This is a genomic window from Enterobacter sp. RHBSTW-00175, assembly GCF_013927005.1.
Classification (GTDB): Bacteria; Pseudomonadota; Gammaproteobacteria; order Enterobacterales; family Enterobacteriaceae; genus Enterobacter.
Window position 1 is genome coordinate 3,960,401 of sequence record NZ_CP055930.1, and the last position, 21,814, is coordinate 3,982,214.

21 protein-coding genes and 1 tRNA gene are annotated in these 21,814 nt (G+C 53.9%); 7 read left to right on the forward strand and 15 right to left on the reverse strand.

Going from position 1 to position 21,814, the window contains the following annotated elements:
- Nucleotides 1-22: 22 nt before the first annotated feature.
- On the reverse strand, nt 23-1,783 hold the full coding sequence (locus tag HV107_RS18850) for a Lon protease family protein (protein ID WP_182060336.1): 1,761 nt from the start codon (nt 1,781-1,783) through the stop codon (nt 23-25).
- A gap of 186 nt (nt 1,784-1,969) precedes the next feature.
- Between HV107_RS18850 and matP the strand changes: the two genes are divergently transcribed.
- Nucleotides 1,970-2,422 carry a macrodomain Ter protein MatP gene (matP, locus tag HV107_RS18855; RefSeq protein ID WP_182060337.1) on the forward strand — a complete coding sequence of 151 codons (453 nt, stop codon included), beginning with the start codon at nt 1,970-1,972 and terminating at the stop codon, nt 2,420-2,422.
- A gap of 65 nt (nt 2,423-2,487) precedes the next feature.
- Here the strand turns inward: matP and ompA are convergent, their stop codons facing one another.
- Together ompA and sulA are read right to left on the reverse strand one after the other, a co-directional pair.
- Complete coding sequence (gene ompA, locus HV107_RS18860) at nt 2,488-3,543, reverse strand: porin OmpA (protein WP_182060338.1); 1,056 nt, start codon at nt 3,541-3,543, stop codon at nt 2,488-2,490.
- 355 nt (nt 3,544-3,898) lie between these two features.
- Nucleotides 3,899-4,408, reverse strand: coding sequence for an SOS-induced cell division inhibitor SulA (gene sulA / locus HV107_RS18865; protein ID WP_182060339.1), 510 nt, complete (start codon nt 4,406-4,408; stop codon nt 3,899-3,901).
- A gap of 217 nt (nt 4,409-4,625) precedes the next feature.
- Between sulA and HV107_RS18870 the strand changes: the two genes are divergently transcribed.
- Nucleotides 4,626-5,252, forward strand: a complete 627-nt coding sequence (locus HV107_RS18870; protein ID WP_182060340.1) for a TfoX/Sxy family DNA transformation protein — start codon at nt 4,626-4,628, stop codon at nt 5,250-5,252.
- Here HV107_RS18870 and yccS read toward each other — a convergent pair.
- Entirely contained in the window at nt 5,209-7,371 is a 2,163-nt protein-coding gene (yccS, locus tag HV107_RS18875; RefSeq protein WP_182060341.1) for a YccS family putative transporter, read from the reverse strand. The genes HV107_RS18870 and yccS overlap by 44 nt on opposite strands.
- Before the next feature lie 19 nt (nt 7,372-7,390).
- Entirely contained in the window at nt 7,391-7,837 is a 447-nt protein-coding gene (locus HV107_RS18880) for a YccF domain-containing protein (protein WP_182060342.1), read from the reverse strand.
- A gap of 123 nt (nt 7,838-7,960) precedes the next feature.
- On the opposite strand from HV107_RS18880, the gene helD reads away from it, so the two are divergent.
- Nucleotides 7,961-10,015 carry a DNA helicase IV gene (helD, locus tag HV107_RS18885; protein WP_182060343.1) on the forward strand — a complete coding sequence of 685 codons (2,055 nt, stop codon included), beginning with the start codon at nt 7,961-7,963 and terminating at the stop codon, nt 10,013-10,015.
- A gap of 55 nt (nt 10,016-10,070) precedes the next feature.
- Here helD and mgsA read toward each other — a convergent pair whose 3' ends face one another.
- Both mgsA and csgI read right to left on the reverse strand, forming a co-directional pair.
- Nucleotides 10,071-10,529: a methylglyoxal synthase gene (gene mgsA / locus HV107_RS18890; RefSeq protein WP_182060344.1), complete on the reverse strand. Its 459-nt coding sequence runs from the start codon at nt 10,527-10,529 to the stop codon at nt 10,071-10,073.
- Between the two features lie 81 nt (nt 10,530-10,610).
- Nucleotides 10,611-11,273: a curli synthesis inhibitor gene (csgI, locus tag HV107_RS18895; protein ID WP_182060345.1), complete on the reverse strand. Its 663-nt coding sequence runs from the start codon at nt 11,271-11,273 to the stop codon at nt 10,611-10,613.
- A 172-nt stretch (nt 11,274-11,445) separates the two neighbouring features.
- Between csgI and HV107_RS18900 the strand changes: the two genes are divergently transcribed.
- Nucleotides 11,446-11,859, forward strand: coding sequence for a CoA-binding protein (locus tag HV107_RS18900; protein ID WP_014069634.1), 414 nt, complete (start codon nt 11,446-11,448; stop codon nt 11,857-11,859).
- 35 nt (nt 11,860-11,894) lie between these two features.
- Here HV107_RS18900 and hspQ read toward each other — a convergent pair whose 3' ends face one another.
- Both hspQ and rlmI read right to left on the reverse strand, forming a co-directional pair.
- A complete protein-coding gene (gene hspQ, locus HV107_RS18905; RefSeq protein WP_182060346.1) occupies nt 11,895-12,212 on the reverse strand; it encodes a heat shock protein HspQ in 318 nt (105 codons plus the stop codon).
- Nucleotides 12,213-12,272: 60 nt separating this feature from the next.
- Nucleotides 12,273-13,463, reverse strand: a complete 1,191-nt coding sequence (gene rlmI, locus HV107_RS18910) for a 23S rRNA (cytosine(1962)-C(5))-methyltransferase RlmI (RefSeq protein WP_182060347.1) — start codon at nt 13,461-13,463, stop codon at nt 12,273-12,275.
- A 93-nt stretch (nt 13,464-13,556) separates the two neighbouring features.
- On the opposite strand from rlmI, the gene yccX reads away from it, so the two are divergent.
- Nucleotides 13,557-13,838: an acylphosphatase gene (gene yccX, locus HV107_RS18915; RefSeq protein ID WP_182060348.1), complete on the forward strand. Its 282-nt coding sequence runs from the start codon at nt 13,557-13,559 to the stop codon at nt 13,836-13,838.
- Here yccX and tusE read toward each other — a convergent pair.
- Together tusE and yccA are read right to left on the reverse strand one after the other, a co-directional pair.
- Entirely contained in the window at nt 13,835-14,164 is a 330-nt protein-coding gene (tusE, locus tag HV107_RS18920; protein ID WP_182063546.1) for a sulfurtransferase TusE, read from the reverse strand. The two genes, yccX and tusE, sit on opposite strands and share 4 nt — an antisense overlap.
- A gap of 89 nt (nt 14,165-14,253) precedes the next feature.
- Nucleotides 14,254-14,913 carry an FtsH protease modulator YccA gene (gene yccA, locus HV107_RS18925; RefSeq protein WP_182060349.1) on the reverse strand — a complete coding sequence of 220 codons (660 nt, stop codon included), beginning with the start codon at nt 14,911-14,913 and terminating at the stop codon, nt 14,254-14,256.
- 269 nt (nt 14,914-15,182) lie between these two features.
- Here yccA and HV107_RS18930 point away from each other — a divergent pair, with 269 nt between their 5' ends.
- Complete coding sequence (locus tag HV107_RS18930) at nt 15,183-16,811, forward strand: ABC transporter substrate-binding protein (protein ID WP_182060350.1); 1,629 nt, start codon at nt 15,183-15,185, stop codon at nt 16,809-16,811.
- A 143-nt stretch (nt 16,812-16,954) separates the two neighbouring features.
- A tRNA-Ser gene (locus HV107_RS18935) sits at nt 16,955-17,042 on the forward strand.
- Nucleotides 17,043-17,123: 81 nt separating this feature from the next.
- On the opposite strand, the gene HV107_RS18940 is transcribed toward HV107_RS18935, so the two are convergent.
- Genes HV107_RS18940 through HV107_RS18955 form a run of 4 tightly spaced genes read right to left on the reverse strand, consistent with a single transcriptional unit; the run spans nt 17,124 to nt 21,814 of the window.
- A complete protein-coding gene (locus tag HV107_RS18940; protein WP_182060351.1) occupies nt 17,124-18,146 on the reverse strand; it encodes a substrate-binding domain-containing protein in 1,023 nt (340 codons plus the stop codon).
- Entirely contained in the window at nt 18,136-19,560 is a 1,425-nt protein-coding gene (locus HV107_RS18945; RefSeq protein ID WP_182060352.1) for an inositol monophosphatase family protein, read from the reverse strand. Before HV107_RS18945 ends, HV107_RS18940 begins: the two co-directional genes overlap by 11 nt.
- A 44-nt stretch (nt 19,561-19,604) precedes the next feature.
- A complete protein-coding gene (locus HV107_RS18950; protein ID WP_182060353.1) occupies nt 19,605-20,708 on the reverse strand; it encodes an ABC transporter substrate-binding protein in 1,104 nt (367 codons plus the stop codon).
- A 26-nt stretch (nt 20,709-20,734) separates the two neighbouring features.
- Complete coding sequence (locus tag HV107_RS18955; RefSeq protein ID WP_182060354.1) at nt 20,735-21,814, reverse strand: ABC transporter ATP-binding protein; 1,080 nt, start codon at nt 21,812-21,814, stop codon at nt 20,735-20,737.

The window sequence follows — 21,814 nt, forward strand, 5'->3', positions numbered from 1 at the left end:
CGTGTACGCTGAACAAGTCCGATCAGTTCGGACTAAACCAACTCAACCAGCGTAACGGCCACGGGTAACGATGACGAGCGTCCTGCTGTGTCGCCTGAGCAATACGTTCCTGGATAGTTTGCATCAGGGTTGTTTGACCTTCGCCATCCCATACCAGATTTGTCAGTAAGGGTAGCGCATCCTCAATTCCTTCGATGGCCCAGAGCGTAAATTGTTCCTGTTCCACCGCGTCCAGAAGCGCCTGACTCAGGCTCAGATGGCGTGCGTTAGGCGCCGGGATAATAACACCCTGTTTGCCATTCAAACCGCGCTGCTGGCAAATGGCAAAGAAGCCTTCGATTTTCTCGTTCAGCCCGCCAACCGGCTGAGCGCGCCCAAACTGATCAACGGAACCGGTAATGGCGATGTTCTGATTAATCGGAACTTCTGCCAGGGCGCTGATGAGGGCACACAGCTCTGCCATCGAGGCGCTATCGCCATCGACTTCGCTGTAGGATTGCTCAAACGTGAGCGAGGCGGAGAAGGGGATTTGCTGCTCCAGCTGCAACTCAGACATCAAAAATGCCTGCATGATCATCATGCCTTTGGCATGGATGTTCCCGCCGAGTTCAGCTTTACGTTCAATGTCGGTAAATTCCCCGTCGCCAATGTGCACGACGCAGCTGATACGCGAAGGTTCGCCAAATGCACGTGGATGCCCCGGGAACTCGATAACGGACAAGGCGTTGATTTGCCCAATACGCTCGCCCTCGGTTTCCACCAGAATTTGATCCAGCAGAATTTCATCCTGCATCCGGTCGGCGAGATAGCCTTCACGCCATTCGCGTTGCACAAGCATCTGGGTGAGCTGTTCACCGGTAAACGCGCCGTCACCGCTAATAACGCCCACTTCACGCAGCTGTTTGCTGATCCAGAGTGGACAGAGCGGTAAGGTTTCCTGATCGCCGGTATAGCGTACTGCTTCGCGAAGTAGACCAGGCCAGGCGTCAGCAGCCGGAACAGGTAATTCATAGCGTGCAGCAATGGCTATTACCCATTGACACCACTGTGCCATATCATCGGCATCGGCAATCTGAATATTGTCTTCGTACTCGCTGTAAACGGCCAGGCTCGCCAGTTCTGGCTCCATCTCCTGGAAGTCTGCCAGCGATTCCCGATCGCCGGTCAGCACCACGGTCAACGACAATGGCATTGATGGCACTGCGACAGGGAGAGGGCGGGATTCGTCGTAACCCACCCAGTCAAAGCGTTGCTGGCTCACAATCGTTTTCAGGCGCATCCAAAGCAGCGGCTGGGAGAGTAAGGTTCTCAGGGCGATGATCAGAACACCACCGTTAGCGCGATGGACAAGCCCCGGTTGAAGCGACAGTTCGCCATTAAACTGACGAAGGCAGCCAAAAAGCTGCTCCGCTTCGACCCAGTTGGCGGTGATCACTTCGCCTTTTGCGGCAAAACGATCGTCAGCCTGCTGCGCCGGTTCAAAAGTAATGTTATGACCCGCGATACGATACTGGCCGCCAAAAACAGCATCTGTTTCTGGCTGTAACTGGCGCATGGCATCACCCAGAAGCGTCAAATACTCGGCTTCTTCCGGGGCTTTGAGCAGCATGAAGGGAGATGTCGCCCACGGGCTTAACACCTGCTCCAGCGCATAATGCAAACGCGGTTGTGTATCGCTAAGTATGAATTCGTGTTCTTTTGCGAGTTTTGGCTGTGCAAAGAGCTCCTGATAACTTTCTGTATCGGGAACAAGGTCACGCCATGCAAGTTTCGTAATGGTCAAAGTTGATGTTTTTTAGTCAGATGTAAAACCGTGGAGTATACCGTAAGCGGAAGGCTCTGCCCAAGCAGGATTGGGGATTTCCGCGGGTGAATCTCCTGTAATGATGCACAGGATATGATTTCTTTTCAGCAGATTGCCAAAAAACTGATATTCTGAACAGAGTTACGTGGTAACACTGAGATCGCAATGAAATATCAACAACTGGAAAATCTCGAAAGCGGCTGGAAATGGAAGTACCTGGTCAAAAAACATCGTGAAGGCGAGTTGATCACCTGCTACATCGAAGCCAGCGCGGCGCAAGAAGCCGTAGATATGTTGCTGACCCTCGAAAACGAACCGGTACAGGTCAATAACTGGATAGCGAAACATATCAATCCAGAACTGTTGAACCGGATGAAGCAAACTATTCGTGCGCGTCGCAAGCGGCATTTTAATGCCGAGCATCAGCATACCCGCAAGAAATCTATCGATCTGGAATTTATTGTCTGGCAACGCCTGGCAGGCCTTGCACAACGGCGTGGAAAGACGTTATCAGAAACGGTAGTGCAGCTGATTGAAGATGCTGAGCATAAAGAGAAGTACGCGAACCAGATGTCGACGCTGAAAAACGATCTACAGGCGCTTCTGGGTAAAAAATAAGATTCTGTATTTCTTCAGACAATAAAAAAACCCCGCTATGCGGGGTTTTTTCTTAAGACGATAACTTATGCCGCTGGCTGAGTTACAACGTCTTTGATGCCTTTAACTTCGATCTCAACACGACGATCTGGAGCCAGGCAGTCGATCAGTGCAGCGCGAGCTTTCACGTTGTTACAGGTAGAACCGGTAACTGGGTTAGATTCGCCCATACCACGTGGGGAGATCTTGTTAGCCGGGATACCTTTAGATACCAGGTAATCAACAACAGACTGAGCACGTTTTTCAGACAGCTGCTGGTTGTAAGCGTCAGAACCGATACGGTCGGTGAAGCCCAGAACCACTACTGAACCGTCTTTAGGATCCAGGTTGCTCAGCTGAGAGTACAGCTGATCCAGTGCCTGCTGACCTTCTGGTTTCAGGGTAGCTTTGTTGAAGTTGAACAGAACGTCAGACTTCAGAGTGAAGTGCTTGGTCTGTACTTCTGGCGCTGGAGCCGGAGCTGGAGCTACGATTGGTGCAGCTTCTTCCTGCTGGCCGAAACGGTAGGAAACACCTACGCTCAGCATGCCGTTGTCAGGACGAACACCTACGGTGTTGCCGTCGCCGATGTTGTTAACCCACTGGTATTCCAGACGGGTAGCGATGTCACGGGTCATAGCCCACTCAACACCACCTGCGAATACTGGAGAAACGCCAGTGTCGTGATCGCTGCCAATCTGGTTGTTGCTGGAATCAGCACGCCATACCATGCCGCCCAGACGGGTGTACACGTCCAGATCGTCAGTTACTGGGTAACCCAGTTTAGCAGTCAGCTGTACGCCCTGAGCTTTGAAAGCGCCATTTACGGTGTCGCCTTTGTATGGCATACGACCTAACCAGTCGTAACCCATTTCAAAACCAACATACGGGTTAACCTGATAGCCACCGAACGCACCTGCACCAAGCTGGCTCTCATGAGTAGGGCCATCGTTGTTCAGTTTGCTGTTGTACCAGCCGGTGTCATGGAACTGAGACCAGCCCAGTTTACCACCTGCATACCAGGTATTATCTTTCGGAGCGGCCTGCGCTACGGTAGCGAAGCCAGCCAGTGCCACTGCAATCGCGATAGCTGTCTTTTTCATTTTTTGCGCCTCGTTATCATCCAAAATTTGCCATGAAGATCTCCGACGAGAAATCACGGTTAAATCCTTCACCGGGGGGCGTGGTCAAATATAAATCTACCGATATCTTCGGCTTAGGCCGAGCACCCCTGGCGATGTAAAGTCTACAACGTAGCTAGAAACTTACAAGTGTGAACTCCGTCAGGCATATGAAAAAAAAAGTTCCGTATACCTAATATTTAACATTTTTTGTATGGAAATTGTGCAGTAAAATTAACGGGAACCGCACCAGACAAGCCTTTCCGCAGATTTAACGCATGGAACTATTTCCACATCTTGTGGTCGAAAAAAATTCCAGGAAAACTCCTAAATTTACTCAATGATACAAATTCGAGTGAATTTTTAGCCCAGAAAGTTGTCCTCTGCGGTAAGAATCTGGATGAACCGGACGCATAATAAAACCGATGGCGTTACCTTCCTCGGCTGCTTCAGTCAGTCGAAAATGTTCTTCTTCCGTCAGTTCGTCTGGTAACCACCCGATCACGACACTGTAATTTCCGGTACGTAATGCACGGATCATCGACTCGACCGTATCACAAGGTGAGAGTTGGTTAATCTGCATGACCTTTGTCAGCGGCAATCCTGCGGACTGAACCCATTCACGGCTCAGTTTTTGTTGTGGCGTCAGCCAGAGCTGCCAGCGCGACTGCTGGCCAAGCTGTTGTAATAAAGGAAGTAATAAAAGTTGGGTTAATAGGGGCTGGTCTTCTCGATAAATCACTTCACTGATAAGACCTGTCGACACGCTCCCGACGGATTTCTTAGCGACATTGCTTGCGGTAGAAGAGAAAGATGTTGAGCGATTTGCGTAGCCTGAAGTGTACATATTCATTCCAGCCCTGTAGTTACTGTATGAATATACAGTAACCCCTGTATGCATAAAGATCAACCTCATTTTCGGAAAGCGACTCGCAAATTTTGCTCATGATCGGCCCCTAAAGAAAATTCATCTTGCTCACTGGCGATAAGTTGCCTATTTTCCTGCTAACGGATCCGTTAGTAAGAATTAGCCTCTTTACAGTATGATTTTTAAGGGAAATATCATGAAAAAGATATCTTATGAACGGATTTATAAATCCCAGGAATACCTTTCAGAACTGGGTGATATTCATCACCGCGCACTCTTTGGTGGCTATACCCTGGCGGTCGATAACGCCGTATTTGCCATGGTGTCTGATGGGGAACTCTATCTGCGCGCCTGTGAGCAAAGCGCTACCTACTATGTGAAACACGCCTCCTCTTTTTTGACCCTTCTGAAACGGGGTCGGCCAGTGCTGCTTAACTACTTCCGGGTTGATGACGGGTTGTGGCAGGACAGGGGGACACTACTCCAGCTTTCCTCTTTTGCGCTTGAGGCGGCCAGGCGGGAGCGATATCAGCGCTATCAGCGCAACCGGCTTAAAGACCTGCCCAATCTCACTTTCCAGATTGAGGTTCTGCTTTTTGAAGTCGGGATCACCAACGAAGAAATGTTACGGGAACTGGGGGCAAAAGCGAGTTGGCTGAAAATCAGAGTTCAAAATAAACAACTTGGGATTAAAGTGCTTTTTGCGCTTGAAGGTGCAATAGAAGGGCTGCATGAAGCGGCGCTCCCGGCAGAGATTCGCCGGGAACTCACGGAATGGTTTAACGCGTTGCCAGAGCCTGCGGAGAATCGTTCCGCCATGTAGCAATCAGTTGTTGTAGGCGACAAATTTCCGGCAGCAGAGCAATAAGCAGGCCAACTTGCTGAAGAACCAGCGGGGCTTTGCTGTCGGTACCAGGATCAAGATGGGCGATACGCTGGGCGAGTTCATCCAGGGCCTGCCGAACACGGGGTTCATCGGCTGGACGGTGGTGAAGTGCATCGTCGACATAGCAAACGGCATCATCCAGCAATCCCAGAATACCCGGATTACTTAACCTTTCTCGGTGAGCGCCCAGCGTAGAAATATAGCTGGTAAAGGTATGGTTCAGGCACAGCAGACGAAAGGCGGTTTCACGGATTTCTGCCGTAGCGCCAGGTTCCGTTGACATGTTCGATACCACCGATGCAAGCTCCGCATCGCGGTTATGCGCATCACGGCGGGCGATGCGATAGGCCAGACGGTTATCACGACCCTGGTGATATTGCTCAAGAATGGCATCCAGGTATCGGCAGTTAGCATTCATAGCCCTGTCCAGCACGCGCGGCAGATTACGAAAACGCCAGTCCGGCCAGATAAAACTGACTGCAGCCCAGGCAATGGCACAGCCGATCAGCGTATCAATAACGCGGGGAAGGGCGACTTCAAACCCTTCGCCAAGCAGGTTAAAGCACAGCAATACCAGTAAGGTGATAAACATCGTGGCGTGCGCGTATTGCACATTGCGAAATGCAAAGAACAACACGCCGGTTATCACGATAAGGACAAGCTGCCCTTCAATGGACGGGACAAAGTAAAGTACCGGAAGGCCGATTGCGACACCCACCAGGGTACCAATAATACGCAACGCGAGCCGGTGGCGGGTGGCGTTATAGTTTGGCTGGCAAACAAACAGGCTGGTCAGCAATATCCAGTAGCCATGATGCAAGCCGGTTATCTGGATAAACGCGTAACCGACGCACAGCACCAGCGACATTCTTACGGCGTGGCGGAAGAGAGCCGATTCTGGGGTAAAGTTACGGCTCAGCCGTAACCACATATCGCTAAAGCCGTGAAGGCTGTCATCGGCAAGCTGGTTATCAGCGTCATTGTTCGGCATCGCCAAGGCTTGTTCAGACTCAATGGTGGCCAGTTGCGCGTCTATCGCCCGCAGGTTATTGAGTAAGAAACCCAGCGCTTTTATCTGCTCCGGGGATGTCCCGCTGGCCTGCACGCGATCAAGCGCTGCATCAAGGTGGCTAAACGCGCGTTCAAAGCGTGGATCATGCTGATACGGCGTGCGCAGTAAAATGGAGCGGGACAGCTGCTGACACGCCTGGGATTGCATTGAAAGTAGCCGCTGAAAACGGAACATAACATCGCTGTAGCGAAACTTTTCCCGCAGGGCTGCATATTGCACATGCGATGAACTGGCACGCTCGTGGATATCCTGGGCGGCAAAATAGTAATGCAAAGTCCGGCGCGTTCCTCGCTGACCGCGATCGCCGCGTAACCGCGTAAGAAGGCTGGCTTTGGTCTGGTTTAAGGTTGCGACCAGTTGGCCGTTTGCCAGCGCCAGATCGTAAAGTGGCGCCTGGCTTTCTTCTTCAATATCCGGGTCAAATAAACGGGATTTCAGCTCCAGATAATGCGCCAGCTGTTCATAGCTGCGGGCGAGGTTATCCTGTAAAGCGCGAACCGGAAAAATGAGATGTCCGGTAAGCGTCAGCAGGTTATACCAGATAGCGCCAAGCAGCAGCAGAACGGGCTGCTGATACCATTGATCGTAAAGCGATACGCCCAGCATGGTGTAGATAGCAATCAGCAATGCGCCAAACGCAATGGTGGCATAGCGCTGACCAAGCCCGCCCAGAAGAATAAATCCACTGGTTGAAAGCGTCAGACCTAACGCAAATAGCCATGGCCATGGGAACAGCAGTTCAACGGATGCTGAGGCAATGAAAAAACAGATAAGAGTGATAACCAGATTACGCAGTCGCCCAGCCAGGCGATCGTCGAGGTCTGCCAGCGCTCCGGCAACAACGCCCAGGGTCAGCGGGATAGTGAGCTTAACGTCGTTTAACCACCACGGCAGGGCGACCGTACCGCAAAGTGCGATAAAAATCCTGACGTTATACAGCCAGGTGCTGTTCCATGTGTAGCGGCGAATCAATGGGCTTAGCATGAGCGCGGCCTGTCCTTAATTACTGAAAACGACGGCGGGCGTTTGCTTCGCGCGCGGCTTGCGCCACTTCAACCGGAACAACCCTGCGCCCGACTGGCCACAAGGCGATGGCAGCGATTTTGAAATTGGCGATCCCGACAGGAATGCCAATAATTGTGATGCACTGAGCAATACCTGCGAAGATGTGCATCAGACACAGCCACCAGCCAAAGAAAATCAGCCACAGGATGTTAAGCACAGTACCGCCTGTATTCATCAGGACGTTTTTGCTTTCCGGGTTCAGTTCGTCGACGTGTACAGCCTCGTTACCATAAGGAAAAAGCGACAGCCGGGTGATTTCCCAGCAGGAGCGCGTCAGCGGAAGGGTAAAAATGAGCACGATGCTCACCAGCGTGGCAATAAGCCAGGAAAGAGTGGTGGCAAAACCGCCAAGGACAAAATTAAGAATATTCAGAACGGTACGCATAAACCCTCAGTTCCTTTCGATATGATTAACGCTTAGTGATTGTAACGTTTTTTTAGGCTGGAGCACCTTAAAACTGGCAGTTAAACTGTCAGGTAAATTATCTCTTCGTGGATCAGGCAGGACATGGAACTGAAAGCAACTTCACTGGGCAAGCGCCTGGCTCAACATCCTTACGATAAGGTTGTCCTTCTGAATGCAGGGGTAAAAGTCTCTGGCGAACGCCACGAATATCTCATTCCGTTTAATCAGCTTTTAGCTATCCACTGCAAGCGCGGGCTGGTCTGGGGCGAGCTTGAGTTTGTGTTGCCTGCCGAAAAGGTGGTTCGCCTCCACGGCACTGAATGGGCGGAAACGCAACGCTTCCATCATCATCTGAATAGCCTCTGGCGCCAGTGGAGCGACGAGATGAGCACCGTTGCTGCGCAGGTGTTGCAGCAGGTTCTTGATGATATTGCACAAAGCAGTGCACAACAAAAGTGGCTGACGCGCCAGCAAACCGCCGGTTTGCAGCAAAAGATTAAAGTGGCGCTTTCGGCACTGCCGTTGCCGGTTTCCCGTCTGGATGAGTTTGATAATTGCCGCGATGCCTGGCGGCAGTGTCAGGCATGGCTTACCGATATTGATAAAAGTCGGCTTGCCCATAACCAGGCATGGACGGACACCATGCTCACGAAGTACGCCGATTTCTTCAGCAACATTGAATCCTCACCACTGAATCCGGCCCAGGCGCGCGCGGTGGTAAATGGTGAACACTCCCTGCTGGTGCTTGCCGGGGCAGGGAGCGGTAAAACGTCGGTGCTGGTGGCGCGGGCGGGCTGGCTCCTGACCACAGGCGAAGCGGTGGCCGACCAGATTTTGCTGCTGGCGTTTGGTCGTAAAGCCGCGCAGGAGATGGACGAGCGCATTCAGGAACGCCTGCGCACACAGGATATTACCGCCAGAACCTTCCATGCCCTTGCGTTACACATTATCCAGCAGGGGAGCAAAAAGGTTCCTTCGATCAGCAAGCTTGAGAACGACACGCAGGCCCGCCAGTCGCTATTTATTAAGACCTGGCAGCAGCAATGCAGCGAGAAAAAAGCCCAGGCAAAAGGCTGGCGCCAGTGGCTGGAAGAAGAACTTAACTGGGACGTGCCGGAAGGCAGTTTCTGGCAGGATGAAAAACTGGCGTGTCGCCTGGGCTCTCGCCTCGACCGCTGGGTAAGCCTTTTGCGGATGCACGGCGGGTCTCAGGCAGAAATGATTGAAAGTGCCCCGGAAGAGATCCGCGCGCTCTTTACGAAACGGGTCAAACTGATGGCCCCGCTGCTGAAAGCCTGGAAAACGGCGCTGAAAGACGAAAATGCGGTCGATTTTTCAGGGCTTATCCATCAGGCCATTATCATTCTGGAAAAAGGCCGCTTTGTGAGTCCGTGGAAACATATCCTTGTGGATGAGTTCCAGGACATCTCACCCCAGCGTGCCGCGCTTCTTTCAGCGCTTCGGGCGCAAAATAAACACACGTCACTGTTTGCCGTTGGCGATGACTGGCAGGCAATCTATCGCTTCAGCGGTGCACAGTTGTCACTGACCACCGCGTTCCATCACTATTTTGGTGAGGGAGATCGCAGCGATCTGGACACCACCTATCGTTTCAACTCGCGAATCGGCGAAATCGCCAATCGATTCATCCAGCAAAACCCACATCAACTGGCCAAACCGCTTAACAGCCTGACACCGGGGGATAAAAAAGCCGTCACCTTGCTGGCGGAAGAACAGCTGGAGCCTCTGCTGGATAAACTGAGCGGCTATGCGAAACCTGAAGAGCGCATTCTGGTGCTGGCGCGTTATCACCACCTCAAACCGGCCGCGCTGGAAAAAGCGGCTACCCGCTGGCCCAAGCTACAGCTCGATTTTATGACCATCCATGCCAGTAAAGGGCAGCAGGCCGATTACGTGATTGTGGTGGGGTTAAAAGACGGCAATGATGGCTTCCCGGCCCCGGCGCGCGAATCAGTGATGGAGCAAGCCCTGTTGCCAGTACCGGAAGATTTCCCGGATGCTGAAGAGCGCCGTCTGCTGTATGTCGCGTTAACCCGCGCCCGCCACCGTGTATGGCTGCTGTTCAATAAAAATGAACCCTCAACGTTTGTCGATATTCTGAAGAGTATTGATGTACCGGTTGCGAAGAAGCCGTAACGGGAGGCAGGGTTTTGCAGGCCGGGTAAGGCGTAGTCGCCACCCGGCATAACATTCACTTCAGTCTTTCGGCAAGATAGCGCTGATAATCCGGGATCAGAATATCGACAGGGGAGCTGAACTGCGGCGATTCAATAATAAAGTCTGCTGTGGACAGGTTAGTCGCAACCGGAATATTCCATACTGTTGCAAGACGCAGCAGCGCTTTAACATCCGGGTCGTGCGGGACGGCATTCAGCGGATCCCAGAAGAAAATCAGTACGTCAATTTTACCTTCCGAAATTTGTGCCCCAACCTGCTGGTCGCCGCCCATTGGGCCACTCAGCATGGCTTGAACCTCTAACCCGGTTTCACGGTGGATAAGGTTGCCGGTCGTACCCGTTGCTGAGAGGGTGTGGTTTTCCAGCATTGGCTGATGGCGGCGTACCCAGTTCAGCAGCATTTGTTTGCAGTGATCGTGCGCCACCAACGCAATGTGTTTGCGGGCAGGAAGCGTGCGTGTTGTCAGTTCCATAATCTTTTCCGTCAGGGTTAACTGGCTACAAGATGACGGGAAGCGCCTGATGCTGCAAGAGAAAGGGCAAAAAAATGTGGGTTACGACGAAGGTTGTTGTTTTGCCCATTGCAGAAACCGGGCCCGCGTATCGGGATCGGCCTGCTGGAACCAGAATTTAAGGCGTTGTTCGGTGAGCGTCTGCGACTGAGGTGGGATCACGTCCAGTTCGGATACGCCCGACAAAAGCGTGCTGTCATCCGCCATCATGGTAGCAAACTGAGGCAGCGACGCGCGTTTGCCCGCTTTATTATAGATTTCCGTATCCGCCTCATAATCAATGCCTTTCGGTGTTTTGGTGAGTGCCAGAATATCCAGCTTCACGGGGATAGGCATGGCATCGCCATCCAGCAGCTCAAGGCGCGGCCCCGATTCAAAAGCCTGGGCCTCTTTTTCGGTCTCCAGACGGGGTAAGTTAAAGTTGACCTGGCTAATCCGCTGGGTGTTAAAACTGACAATCAGCGGCGGTGAGATATACATACGCTGTTCATGATTCGCCACGCGGATCGTCTTTTCTACCCGGAAAACAAGCTGGTGTTGCCCGTTATCCAGTTCAATACTGTCAGCACCGCGAAGAAGCGAGCTGGAGACTTTTTTGCCGTCAAGCACCAGCAGGTCAATGTCGGTGGAGAGCCGTAGCGTTGTTGCAAAGACGCAAACCGGCATAACTAATGCAATCAGAGCAGAGGCAATGCCGGTTTTCATAGGGTGCTCCTGTGGAAAATGCTATTTCTTAATAATGTATCTAAATTTTTCGAGAATCATGTTTACTAACATATAGACATATTCTGCGGTTTTGCCCTCATACATCTGTATGGGATAGATGGTTGCGATGTCCCCTTTGACGTACACTTTGAAAAAAGCCAGGAGGAAGACCATGAAAGAGAACGATATTGCTGACATTCTGACATCGACCCGAACCATTGCACTGGTGGGGGCGAGTGATAAACCCGACCGCCCAAGCTATCGGGTGATGAAGTATCTCCTGGACCAGGGCTACCACGTTATTCCGGTATCGCCAAAAGTCGCGGGGAAATCACTGCTGGGGCAACAGGGTTACGCTACCCTGGCCGATGTGCCGGAAAAAGTGGATATGGTGGATGTTTTCCGCAACTCAGAAGCGGCATGGGGCGTTGCTCAGGAAGCGATTGCTATCGGCGCGAAAACGCTGTGGATGCAACTTGGCGTCATCAATGAACAGGCGGCGGTGCTGGCGCGTGAAGCCGGCCTGGCGGTGGTCATGGACAGATGTCCGGCAATCGAAATTCCCCGTCTGGGGCTGGCGAAGTAATAAAAAAAGCCCGGTATCGGGCTTTTTTTTCACGCTTAGTTGCGCAGGCGAGGGGCCTGTAGCTGTTTGCGAATGGTCCGGGCAAGCTCATCCATCGTGGGTTGCTCGGGATGCTCATCCTGAAGTTCGCCGCTAAGCTGCGCTTCGGCAAGATAGGTATGGACAGGCTGCCCATCATCATCTTCCATCACCACATGATACCAGGGGGCAACGCGAAGCTCTGCGTCGACCGCCAGCTCATCAGCTGACGGTTCATCAAGGGAATACTCCGGGTCGATATCCACGACCACACCCAAATAGCCCAGTAAGGTGTGGCGGACCTGCTGGCCGATACCGAATTTGCTGGCAATCATAGTCACCTCCCGGGAAACATTACATACACTTAAGGTGTGGGCAATATTTCTCTTTTCAAGTTACATGACGCGACAGGCAAACCCTTTCAGATACAGCCCTTCCGGGTAGGTAGCGATCACCGGATGATCGGCCGCCTGACGGAACTGCTCTATAAATTGTACATCACGGCCAGCATCTATAGCGGCATCGGCGATGATTTTCTGAAATAAATCTGTCGTCATCAGGCCAGAACAGGAGAATGTCAGCAGAACGCCACCCGGGTTCAACAGCTGGATAGCCAGCATGTTGATGTCTTTATAGCCGCGGCAGGCACCCATCAGCTGGCTTTTGTTCTCGACGAATTTCGGTGGGTCCATCACGATAACGTCAAACTTCTCGCCCTGATCGCGATATTTACGCAGCAGTTTGAACACGTCATCGCGCACGAACTCCGCTTTGCTCAGATCCAGCTTATTCAGCTCGACGTTCTGTTTTGCCACATCCAGCGCTTCCTGCGATGTATCCACGCTCACCACCTGAGCACAGCCGCCCATCAGCGCAGAAACCGCGAAACCACCGGTGTAGGAGAAACAGTTCAGCACGCGTTTGTTCTCAACGTACTGGCGCGTGGCCAGGCGGCTATCGCGCTGGTCGAGGTAATACCCGGTTTTGTGCCCACCCTGGATATCAACCAGCAGCTTCATACCGTGTTCTTCAATAGGTAGCAGGGCAGGTGGCAGTTCACCCGTTACCGGGCCTTGCGTCAGCTCCAGACCTTCTTTCTTACGTACGGCAACATCGCTGCGGTCGTAAATGGCGCATTCAGGGAACAGGTTTTGCAGCGCGCTAATTAGGGCTGCACGCTGATACTCAGCGCCCGCGCTCAGCAATTGCAGCACCAGGAAATCACCAAAACGGTCGATAGTGATGCCCGGCAGTCCGTCAGATTCCCCGGCAATCAGACGATAGCTGTCCAGCCCGTCGCGTTTTGCCAGCCACTCGCGCCACTGCTGTGCCTGTTGCAGGCGGCGGGTAAAGAACGCAATGTCGATGGTTTCGTCTTTATCAAAGGTCCAGACGCGCGCGCGGATCTGTGATGCAGGCGAGTATGCGCCACGCGCTAACCATTTCCCCTGATGATCAACGATATCGATGGTTTCACCGAGGCTGGCTTTGCCTTCCATGCGGGTTACTGCGCCAGAAAAGACCCAGGGATGGCGGCGCAGTAATGACTTCTCGCGCCCTTTGGCTAACACTAAACGTACACTCATAATTTGCTATTCTGTCGATTCCAATGAAATGGCCGCCATTTTCCCGAGTTCAGTGAGGAAATGCAACGCGCCAGACGGATAAGGGGAAGGAAGATGTCAAAAGTCTGCACTATTGCCTGGGTTCACGGCACCGTTCAGGGCGTGGGCTTCCGCTACAGCACCCAGCGAGAGGCCGTCCAGCTAGGGCTTACCGGATACGCGCGTAATATGGATGACGGCAGCGTCGAAGTGGTAGCTTGCGGTGAAGCGGAACAGGTAGAGCGGCTGGTGGCGTGGTTAAAAGCGGGCGGGCCGCGCAGCGCACGGGTTGATAAGGTGTTGACGGAGCCGCATCAACCCGGCCGGGAATACGTTAACTTTGGTATTCGCTATTAAATACACTTCACAGGCTTGGGCAGACCGGCGATTTTTGTCGCCTGTTTTGCCGGGCCTTTCGGGAAGAGACGATACAGGTAACGGCTGTTGCCTTTCTCTTCGCCGAATTTGTTCGCCATCGCCTTAACCAGCATCCGGATAGCCGGAGAGGTGTTGAATTCCAGGTAGAATTCACGCACAAAACGCACCACTTCCCAGTGTTCTGGCGACAGGGTGATGGCCTCTTTCTGCGCAATCACTTCTGCCAGCGCTTCGCTCCACTGGCTGCTCTCTTTCAGATAACCGTCGGCGTCGGTTTCTATCTCTTTACCTTCAAAGCTCAACATAATCATTCACACGTCAGTCAAAAACCTGCGCAGTGTACCAAAAAAAACAAAGCCCCGCATAAGCGGGGCCCGGTTCAACGCACCGTTGGTTAATCGCGGCTGGCGAAGCCCAGGATGCTCAACAGGCTGACGAAGATGTTGTACAGCGACACATACAGGCTCACGGTCGCGCGGATGTAGTTCGTCTCACCACCGCGAATAATGTTGCTGGTTTCCATCAGGATCGCGCCAGAGGAAATCAGGATAAACACCGCGCTGATTGCCAGGTGCAGGGCAGGCAGTTGCAGGAAGATGTTTGCCACCATACCTACCAGTACCACCACGATACCCGCCATCAGCATCCCGCCGAGGAAGGACATGTCCTTGCGCGTGGTCAGAACGTAAGCCGAGCAGCAGAAGAACACCAGTGCAGTACCGCCCAGCGCCAGACCGATAAGGTCACCCATGCCTGCAGACAGATAGGCATTCAGCATTGGCCCCAGGATGTAGCCCAGGAAGCCGGTAAAGGCGAACGCAGACAGGATACCTACTGGCTTATCCGCGGTTTTGTAGGTCAGGAACATCAGACCATACATTCCCACCAGCGTCAGGATCAGGCCCGGTGACGGCAGCATCAGAAGGGTGCTGGCGGTTGCGGTGATCGCAGAAAACGCCAGCGTCAGGCTGAGCATGAAATAAGTATTGCGCAGCACCTTGTGGGTGCTGAGTAGCGATGTGCGGTCGCGTGAAGAACTAATAATACGATCCATGAGTCACTCTCTTATGACAGATGTAATTAACGGCAAGAATAGAAAACAGGACGCCAGTTACAAAGCGGTTTTACCCATCTTTACTCAACGCGTTAGCGCCAGTGTTGGTTGTTTATACCGCAAAAATTCGTTTCTTCAGCATGAAGAGTGGTATGGCGAATTTATTCAGATCAACCTCTTATAGGTTACTGAAAAATATTGCGTTATTACAGCCTGAACGCTAAGAGTAATTCCCGGATCGTCATAAAACAGACAATAAGGCGAAGGACATGAAATCACAATCACGCACTAACTTTACACTTTCTTTGTTAACCGCAGGCATCCTGTGCGCAAGCACGGCAAGCCAGGCGGCTAACGTGCCAGCAGGAACACAGCTGGCAGAGAAACAGGAACTGGTCAGGAATAATGGTAACGAACCGGCATCACTCGATCCGCACAAAGTCGAAAGCGATGTCGAATTCAATATTCTCAGCGATTTATTCGAAGGGCTGGTGAGTGTCTCCCCTACGGGTGAAATCCAGCCGCGGCTGGCAGATAAGTGGGAGAACAAAGACAACACCGTCTGGACATTCCATCTGCGCCCGGGCATTACGTGGAGCGATGGAACTGCCATTACCGCGCAGGATGTCGTGTGGAGCTGGCAGCGTCTGGTTGATCCGAAGACCGCCTCACCCTACGCCAGTTACCCGGGCAATATGCATATTGTGAATGCTGCCGCCATCGCTCAGGGCAAACAGGCACCCGACACACTTGGGGTGAAAGCCGTTAACGATACCACCCTGGAAGTGACGCTCACCCAGCCAAACGCCGCCTTCCTTGCCATGCTGGCGCACCCGTCGATGGTACCGGTTGATAAGGTGCTGATTAATCGCTTTGGCGAGAAGTGGACCAAGCCAGAGCACCTCGTCACCAGTGGGGCCTACAAGCTGTCACAGTGGGTGGTCAATGAGCGGATTGTCGCTGAGCGTAACCCGCGCTACTGGGATAACGCGCATACCGTTATCAACAAGGTCACCTATCTGCCAATCACCTCTGAAGCCGCTGATGTGAACCGCTATAAAGCCGGAGAGATCGACATCGTTTATACGGTGCCAATCAACCAGTTTGCCCAGCTGAAAAAAACCATGGGTACAGAGCTGGATGTCTCTCCGCAGCTGGCAACTTATTACTACGAATTCAACACCACCCGGCCACCGTTTAACGATGTGCGCGTGCGTAAAGCGCTAAACATGGCGCTGGATAAAGACATCATTGCCGACAAAGTGTTAGGGCAGGGGCAACGCCCGGCGTGGCTTATCAGCCAGCCAGATATCGGTGGTGTTACACTGAAAACCCCGGATTACGCCAGCTGGCCGATGGACAAACGTATTGCTGAGGCGAAAAAACTGCTGGAAGAGGCCGGGTTCAACGCCAGCCACCCGCTGAGCTTTAACCTGCTCTATAACACCTCTGAATCGCACCAGCGTATTGCGATTGCTGCCAGCTCCATGTGGAAGAAAAACCTCGGCGTGGAAGCGAAGCTGCAAAACCAGGAGTGGAAAACCATGCTGGACACCATGCACACCCACAACTTTGATGCGGTGCGCTATGCGTGGATTGCCGATTACGACGATGCCGCAACCTTCCTGAACAACTTCCGTACCGGCGACAGTGAAAACACCAGCCAGTACAGCAACCCGGATTACGATCAGGCGCTGGTGAACGCAGCGAAAGCGAAAACCACGCAAGAGCGCGGGCAATTCTACCAGCAGGCGGAAGATCTGTTAGGGCGTGATGTGCCGGCGATCCCGGTCTATCACTATGTCCGTACGCACCTGGTCAAGCCGTGGGTGGGTGGTTTTACGCCAGACAAGTTGGGCTACTACTACACCAAAGATATGTACATCAAAAAACACTAGGCGTGAGCGGGTACGTTGTGCTGATAAAATGGCCAATGCGTTGTCTATTCAACCGATTAAACACGTTTTGGCTATTTTTGAAGCGAACGGAAGCAATCACACTTTACAGAGCGCAGTGAGGTGTTTATAGTTCGCCTCACTTAGGAAGCGTGGCCGAGCGGTTGAAGGCACCGGTCTTGAAAACCGGCGACCCGAAAGGGTTCTAGAGTTCGAATCTCTACGCTTCCGCCAAATTCGAAAACCCTGCGATAGCAATATCGCAGGGTTTTTTCGTTTCTGACGCAAAACCCTGCCCGCAGTGGGCTGGGCGGGCTAACCCGCCGAACCGAGCGTCTTCCGCTTCACCAGACGTGCAGTAAACAATCGGCTGGCCGGTTTACTGTCCTCCGGGGCCAGCAGCAATTCACAGACTGCCTGCGCCATCTCTGCCAGCGGCTGCGAGAACGTCGTCAACTGATAGCCCAGCCAGCTGGCCTGCTCGATATCATCAAAACCTATGACGCTGATGTCTTCAGGAACTCGCAGGCCAAACTCATGGCGCGCGGCATCAATAAATCCGCAGGCGATAAGATCCGTCACGCAGAATACCCCATCCGGGCGCGCCATCTGGCCGAGCAATTCACGTGCAGCAAGGACGCCCGTCTGATAACAGGTGCTGCCAGGCCGGATGACAGTCACATCCGTTCCGGTTTCAGCCGCCGCCTCCAGAAAACGCGTTTCACGGGTCACCATGCTCGGGGAGCGGGACGAAGACGACACAATCGCCAGATGCTGACATTTTGCAGCAATCAGGTGGTCAAATGCCTCTTTCATCGTCGAACTGTAATCGATGTCTATATTGTCTGCGCTGGGAAACTGGCCCATACGGTTGATCAAAATTACCTGCTGCCCGCTTTGCAGACACAGTTCAATCAGCGAACCCGGCGGCTTACCAGACAACACAATGGTGGCTGTTGAACGGTAATTCAGCGTTTGCTGCACGGCTTCTCTGGCGCTCGCCTCGTCGTCGTCGGTGTTAATCACCATTACCGCGCGTCCGGCCTGATGCAGACGGCGGGTCAGATGTTCAAGCAGACTGGACTGCCAGGGAAACGCAAGATTACCGCCAAGAATACAGACCGGGCGGCTCTCCTCCCGGGAAAGCCCCCGCGCCAGATGGTTGACGTGATAATTCAGCGCCCCGGCAGCCGCCAGCACCTTACGCCGGGTATCTTCAGACACGCTACGACCTGGCGTAAAAGTACGGGACACCGCAGAGCGGGACACGCCGGCAAGACGCGCCACCTCAGTGGCGCTGGCAAAACCGGGATTTTTTTTCTGGCTGCTACTGCTCATGACAGGTTTCCACTGCGGCAATTGCCCGTTCACGGATAATGGCATGTTCAGCCAGGCGGATCAGCGACGGCTTCGGCGTTTCAAACCACTCATCCGGGTGAAGTTCACGCCGGTCGCGGATCAGGGCGATCGCGTCATCGAGAGTGGGGAAGCGCTCAGGGCATTCCAGATGCATAAACAACGCCACCAGCGCCACAGAGCGGCTGCGCCCGCCGCGACAGTTGACGAGGATGTTGCCGCGCTTGCGATTGCGGTAAGACGCTTTATCCGGGATCTGCTGTAACAGTGCCGAGCGCATCAGCTGATACCCGGCGTGCAGCATCTCCGGGGCATTACCTTCCCCGTCAATCAGCCCCAGTTTGTAATAGCGAACCGGGCCAGCGCCATGAGACAGCAGATGCGGCGCAGCGCCTTTTTCAGACGTGGATACCCAGTCGATATCCAGGTTGACCGCACAATTAATGACCACGCCGATATCATGTTCCGCCAGCAGGGCAACGTCGCTCACCCCACCAGAACCACCGATGTAAATATCCATTCCCCAGCCGGGGAAATCTTCCACAATCAGGCTCATTGGCGGGCGCGGGTAGCGCACTGTCTCTGGTATCACTGGTAGTGACCCTGCCAGCGGAATACCGGTGGCGCGGGCAAGCTCATCCGCAATACCCGGCGCAACGGCCAGCACCGGCAGGCCATTGAAGATCCCCTCGGCACTGTCAGGAATGCTCCCCGTCTGGCCGCCTGCCTCACGTACCAGCAGCAGTCCCGCCAGGCAGTCCCAGGCATTCATATGGATTTCGATATACCCGTCGGTACGTCCTTCCGCCACCCAGGCCAGCGCCAGCGCGCCGGAGCCGCCCCGACGCACGCTGGCGCCCAGACCGAGCAGGGACGCCATTACCTGGAGATAGTGATTCTGGCTGTGACGTGAAGACCAGCCCAGCTCCACGGCCGCCCGCCGGGTGTCGGTAATGGCGGTACAGCGCAGGGGCTGATCGTTTTTCAGCGCATAATGGCCACGGCGTGCCAGATAAAGCTCCTGGCTGACCGGGTTATAAATCGCCCCCAGTTCGGTGATGCCGTGGCAAACCCAGGCCATGCACACACAAAAATGGGGAATTCCACGGGCGAAGTTGGCGGTGCCATCAATCGGATCCACCACCCACAGTCTCTGCGCACTGGCGGGCTGACTGGCGGTTTCCTCACCGAGGATCAGATCGTCAGGGAAGGCGGCAGAAATAGCCTCTGACACCAGCTTCTCGACGAAGGTATCGGCCTCGGTCAGAATATCCTGATGCCCCTTGAGTTCATATTCGCCTGCTTTACGCGAGCGGAAGAAGCGCAGGGCGGTATCGCCTGCGTCGACGATAATGCGCCTGAGCGCCGCTTCACGTTGTTCAATATCGTGAGTCATCAAAGTTGTGCTGCCTGTTCAGATTTAACAAATTTCGCTGAAAACTACTTTTTGTAGTTCAGGCTCCAGATATCCTGCCAGTCCTGGCGGCTTGCCCAGTCGCCCCGTACGGTGGCGGTCAAGTATTCCATCAGTTCGCTGCGATGCGGTTCAATGCCGGAGGCTTCATCGGCGGGCAGCTTCACCGTCTGGTTGGTGGACATTTTGCCGTCCACACCCTGTGGTGCAATACCTTCGGCGCTCAGCAGATAGTGAATAAACAGCTTCGCGGTGTTAGGGCTTTTACTCCCCGTAGCCACCACGCCCAGGCTCGGGTAATTCCAGCCAATAAACGGCTTCAGTCCGCTGCACAGGCCCAGCTTCATCCCCTGCTTGTTGTCGCGGAATTTTGCGGTAGACACCAGACCCACAAAGTCAGTTTTGCTGTCCGGCGCGCCGATGGCAGACGCGGCATCATTATCGGAATGGGTCAGCAGCACGCCGTTGCCCGCCAGCGCCTTCACAAAGGCTGCGGTGGCGGATTTCTCGTCGGTTTGCAGCGGTTTGCCAAATTCCTGCTGATAGGCATCCCGCACCTGCTGGTCGTAGTGCGTTTCCATCTGGCTGAACCAGTCGGTATAGGCCGGTTTGCTGGTGGGATCCTGCATCGCGACGCGGCCACGCCATTTTGGCTCGGTCAACTGCCAGAGATTCGTCACCGGGCAGGTGGTGTGATGATCGGTATTGTAGGCAAACACGTTCGGCGCCAGCACGACGGTTAACGGGGTCTGATAGCGGGCGGCAATATTGCCTTTCAGATCGTCCGGGACCCAGCTCTGCACATAACCTTTATCCAGCAGCTGCGTCATCCCGGCAGGGGCGTCCTCAACAATCGCCACATCGGCACGCACATTTTTGGCCTGAGCTTCACGGCTCATGATTTCAATAATCTGCGGTGCATCGGCCTTCACACCCACCGCCTGCAAACCGTACTGCTCACTGAAGGCTTTCGCCTGCTGCACGATTTTCCCGGTAGAGGCGTAAACGGTGATCGGCTGCTCCTGCTTTGCAGCCGCAATCAATTTTTGCAGGTCGAACGTCTCAGCCTGCGCGACGGTGCTGCTCAGCAGGGCACTGGCGATAAGTACGGCGGACAAATTGCGCTTCATTGTGGTTCCTTAAGAGTCAATGGGAGTTAATTCGCGGTAATGTCGTGACGCAGTCCGTTGCTGTTGAAAAAGTGCAGGGAGGATGTCGGAAGCTGACAATGCACCTGCTGGCGCGCCTGCCAGCGCGGCCTTAACTGTGTTGAATGGAACAGCCTGTCTTCTCCGGCAACCAGTTCAATCACCCAGCTTCCGCCGGTGGGCATAATGTTATCGATGGTCATCGGAATGGCGTTGAGACTCGACTCGTCGCTCAGTACGATCTCCTCCGGGCGGATGCCGCAGAGCCGGGTCTGGTCGTGCAGGGTGAAACGTTGTTGCAGATGTTGTGCAAGGCGGCTCAAAGGCTGATGCAGCGTGATCATGTTCAGGCGTGGCGTGCCAATAAATTCCGCCACAAAGCGATTGGCCGGGGTCGCGTAAATCTCATCCGGCGTGCCCACCTGCTGCATATGTCCGGCGCTCATCACGGCAATGGTGGTGGCTAAGGTCATGGCTTCCCACTGATCGTGGCTGACGAAAACAATCGTGGTGCCAAAGGTTTCATGCAGGCGGCGCAGTTCGGCGCGCATTTCCAGACGCAGTGTGGCGTCGAGGTTAGAAAGCGGTTCATCCAGCAGCAGTACGCCGGGATTCACCGCCAGCATTCGCGCCAGGGCCACGCGCTGCTGCTGGCCACCGGAAAGCTGTGCCGGATAGCGACTGGCGTAATCAGCAATGCGCAGTTTTTCCATTACGTCCTGGCAGCGGGCGATACGCTCTTTGGTCGGCACTTTCTGTAAGCGCAGGCCAAAATCCACGTTCTGTTCCACGGTCATGTGCGGCCACAGCGCGTAGCTCTGGAACACCAGGCCAATCCCGCGTTTTTCCGGTGGAACGTACGTACCCCGTACCACGGAATCGACCACCTTGTCGCCGATACGGATCTCGCCACCGCTGGCGTGCTCAATGCCGGCAATCATCCGCAGGATTGTGGTTTTCCCACAGCCGGACGGCCCCAGCAGGCACATAAACTCACCGTCTTTCACCGTCAGGTTGATACTGTTTACCGCCGGGGTATCGCTGCCGGGGTAAGTTTTGGTGAGATTCGTTAATTGGATATCAGGCAT

Excerpts from the sequence above, each read along its gene's own strand:
- matP (WP_182060337.1), top strand. The coding sequence starts at position 1,970 with ATGAAATATCAACAACTGGAAAATCTCGAAAGCGGCTGGAAATGGAAG.
- ompA (WP_182060338.1), bottom strand. The coding sequence starts at position 3,543 with ATGAAAAAGACAGCTATCGCGATTGCAGTGGCACTGGCTGGCTTCGCT.
- sulA (WP_182060339.1), bottom strand. The coding sequence starts at position 4,408 with ATGTACACTTCAGGCTACGCAAATCGCTCAACATCTTTCTCTTCTACC.
- HV107_RS18870 (WP_182060340.1), top strand. The coding sequence starts at position 4,626 with ATGAAAAAGATATCTTATGAACGGATTTATAAATCCCAGGAATACCTT.
- yccS (WP_182060341.1), bottom strand. The coding sequence starts at position 7,371 with ATGCTAAGCCCATTGATTCGCCGCTACACATGGAACAGCACCTGGCTG.
- HV107_RS18880 (WP_182060342.1), bottom strand. The coding sequence starts at position 7,837 with ATGCGTACCGTTCTGAATATTCTTAATTTTGTCCTTGGCGGTTTTGCC.
- helD (WP_182060343.1), top strand. The coding sequence starts at position 7,961 with ATGGAACTGAAAGCAACTTCACTGGGCAAGCGCCTGGCTCAACATCCT.
- mgsA (WP_182060344.1), bottom strand. The coding sequence starts at position 10,529 with ATGGAACTGACAACACGCACGCTTCCTGCCCGCAAACACATTGCGTTG.
- csgI (WP_182060345.1), bottom strand. The coding sequence starts at position 11,273 with ATGAAAACCGGCATTGCCTCTGCTCTGATTGCATTAGTTATGCCGGTT.
- HV107_RS18900 (WP_014069634.1), top strand. The coding sequence starts at position 11,446 with ATGAAAGAGAACGATATTGCTGACATTCTGACATCGACCCGAACCATT.
- hspQ (WP_182060346.1), bottom strand. The coding sequence starts at position 12,212 with ATGATTGCCAGCAAATTCGGTATCGGCCAGCAGGTCCGCCACACCTTA.
- rlmI (WP_182060347.1), bottom strand. The coding sequence starts at position 13,463 with ATGAGTGTACGTTTAGTGTTAGCCAAAGGGCGCGAGAAGTCATTACTG.
- yccX (WP_182060348.1), top strand. The coding sequence starts at position 13,557 with ATGTCAAAAGTCTGCACTATTGCCTGGGTTCACGGCACCGTTCAGGGC.
- tusE (WP_182063546.1), bottom strand. The coding sequence starts at position 14,164 with ATGTTGAGCTTTGAAGGTAAAGAGATAGAAACCGACGCCGACGGTTAT.
- yccA (WP_182060349.1), bottom strand. The coding sequence starts at position 14,913 with ATGGATCGTATTATTAGTTCTTCACGCGACCGCACATCGCTACTCAGC.
- HV107_RS18930 (WP_182060350.1), top strand. The coding sequence starts at position 15,183 with ATGAAATCACAATCACGCACTAACTTTACACTTTCTTTGTTAACCGCA.
- HV107_RS18940 (WP_182060351.1), bottom strand. The coding sequence starts at position 18,146 with ATGAGCAGTAGCAGCCAGAAAAAAAATCCCGGTTTTGCCAGCGCCACT.
- HV107_RS18945 (WP_182060352.1), bottom strand. The coding sequence starts at position 19,560 with ATGACTCACGATATTGAACAACGTGAAGCGGCGCTCAGGCGCATTATC.
- HV107_RS18950 (WP_182060353.1), bottom strand. The coding sequence starts at position 20,708 with ATGAAGCGCAATTTGTCCGCCGTACTTATCGCCAGTGCCCTGCTGAGC.
- HV107_RS18955 (WP_182060354.1), bottom strand. The coding sequence starts at position 21,814 with ATGCCTGATATCCAATTAACGAATCTCACCAAAACTTACCCCGGCAGC.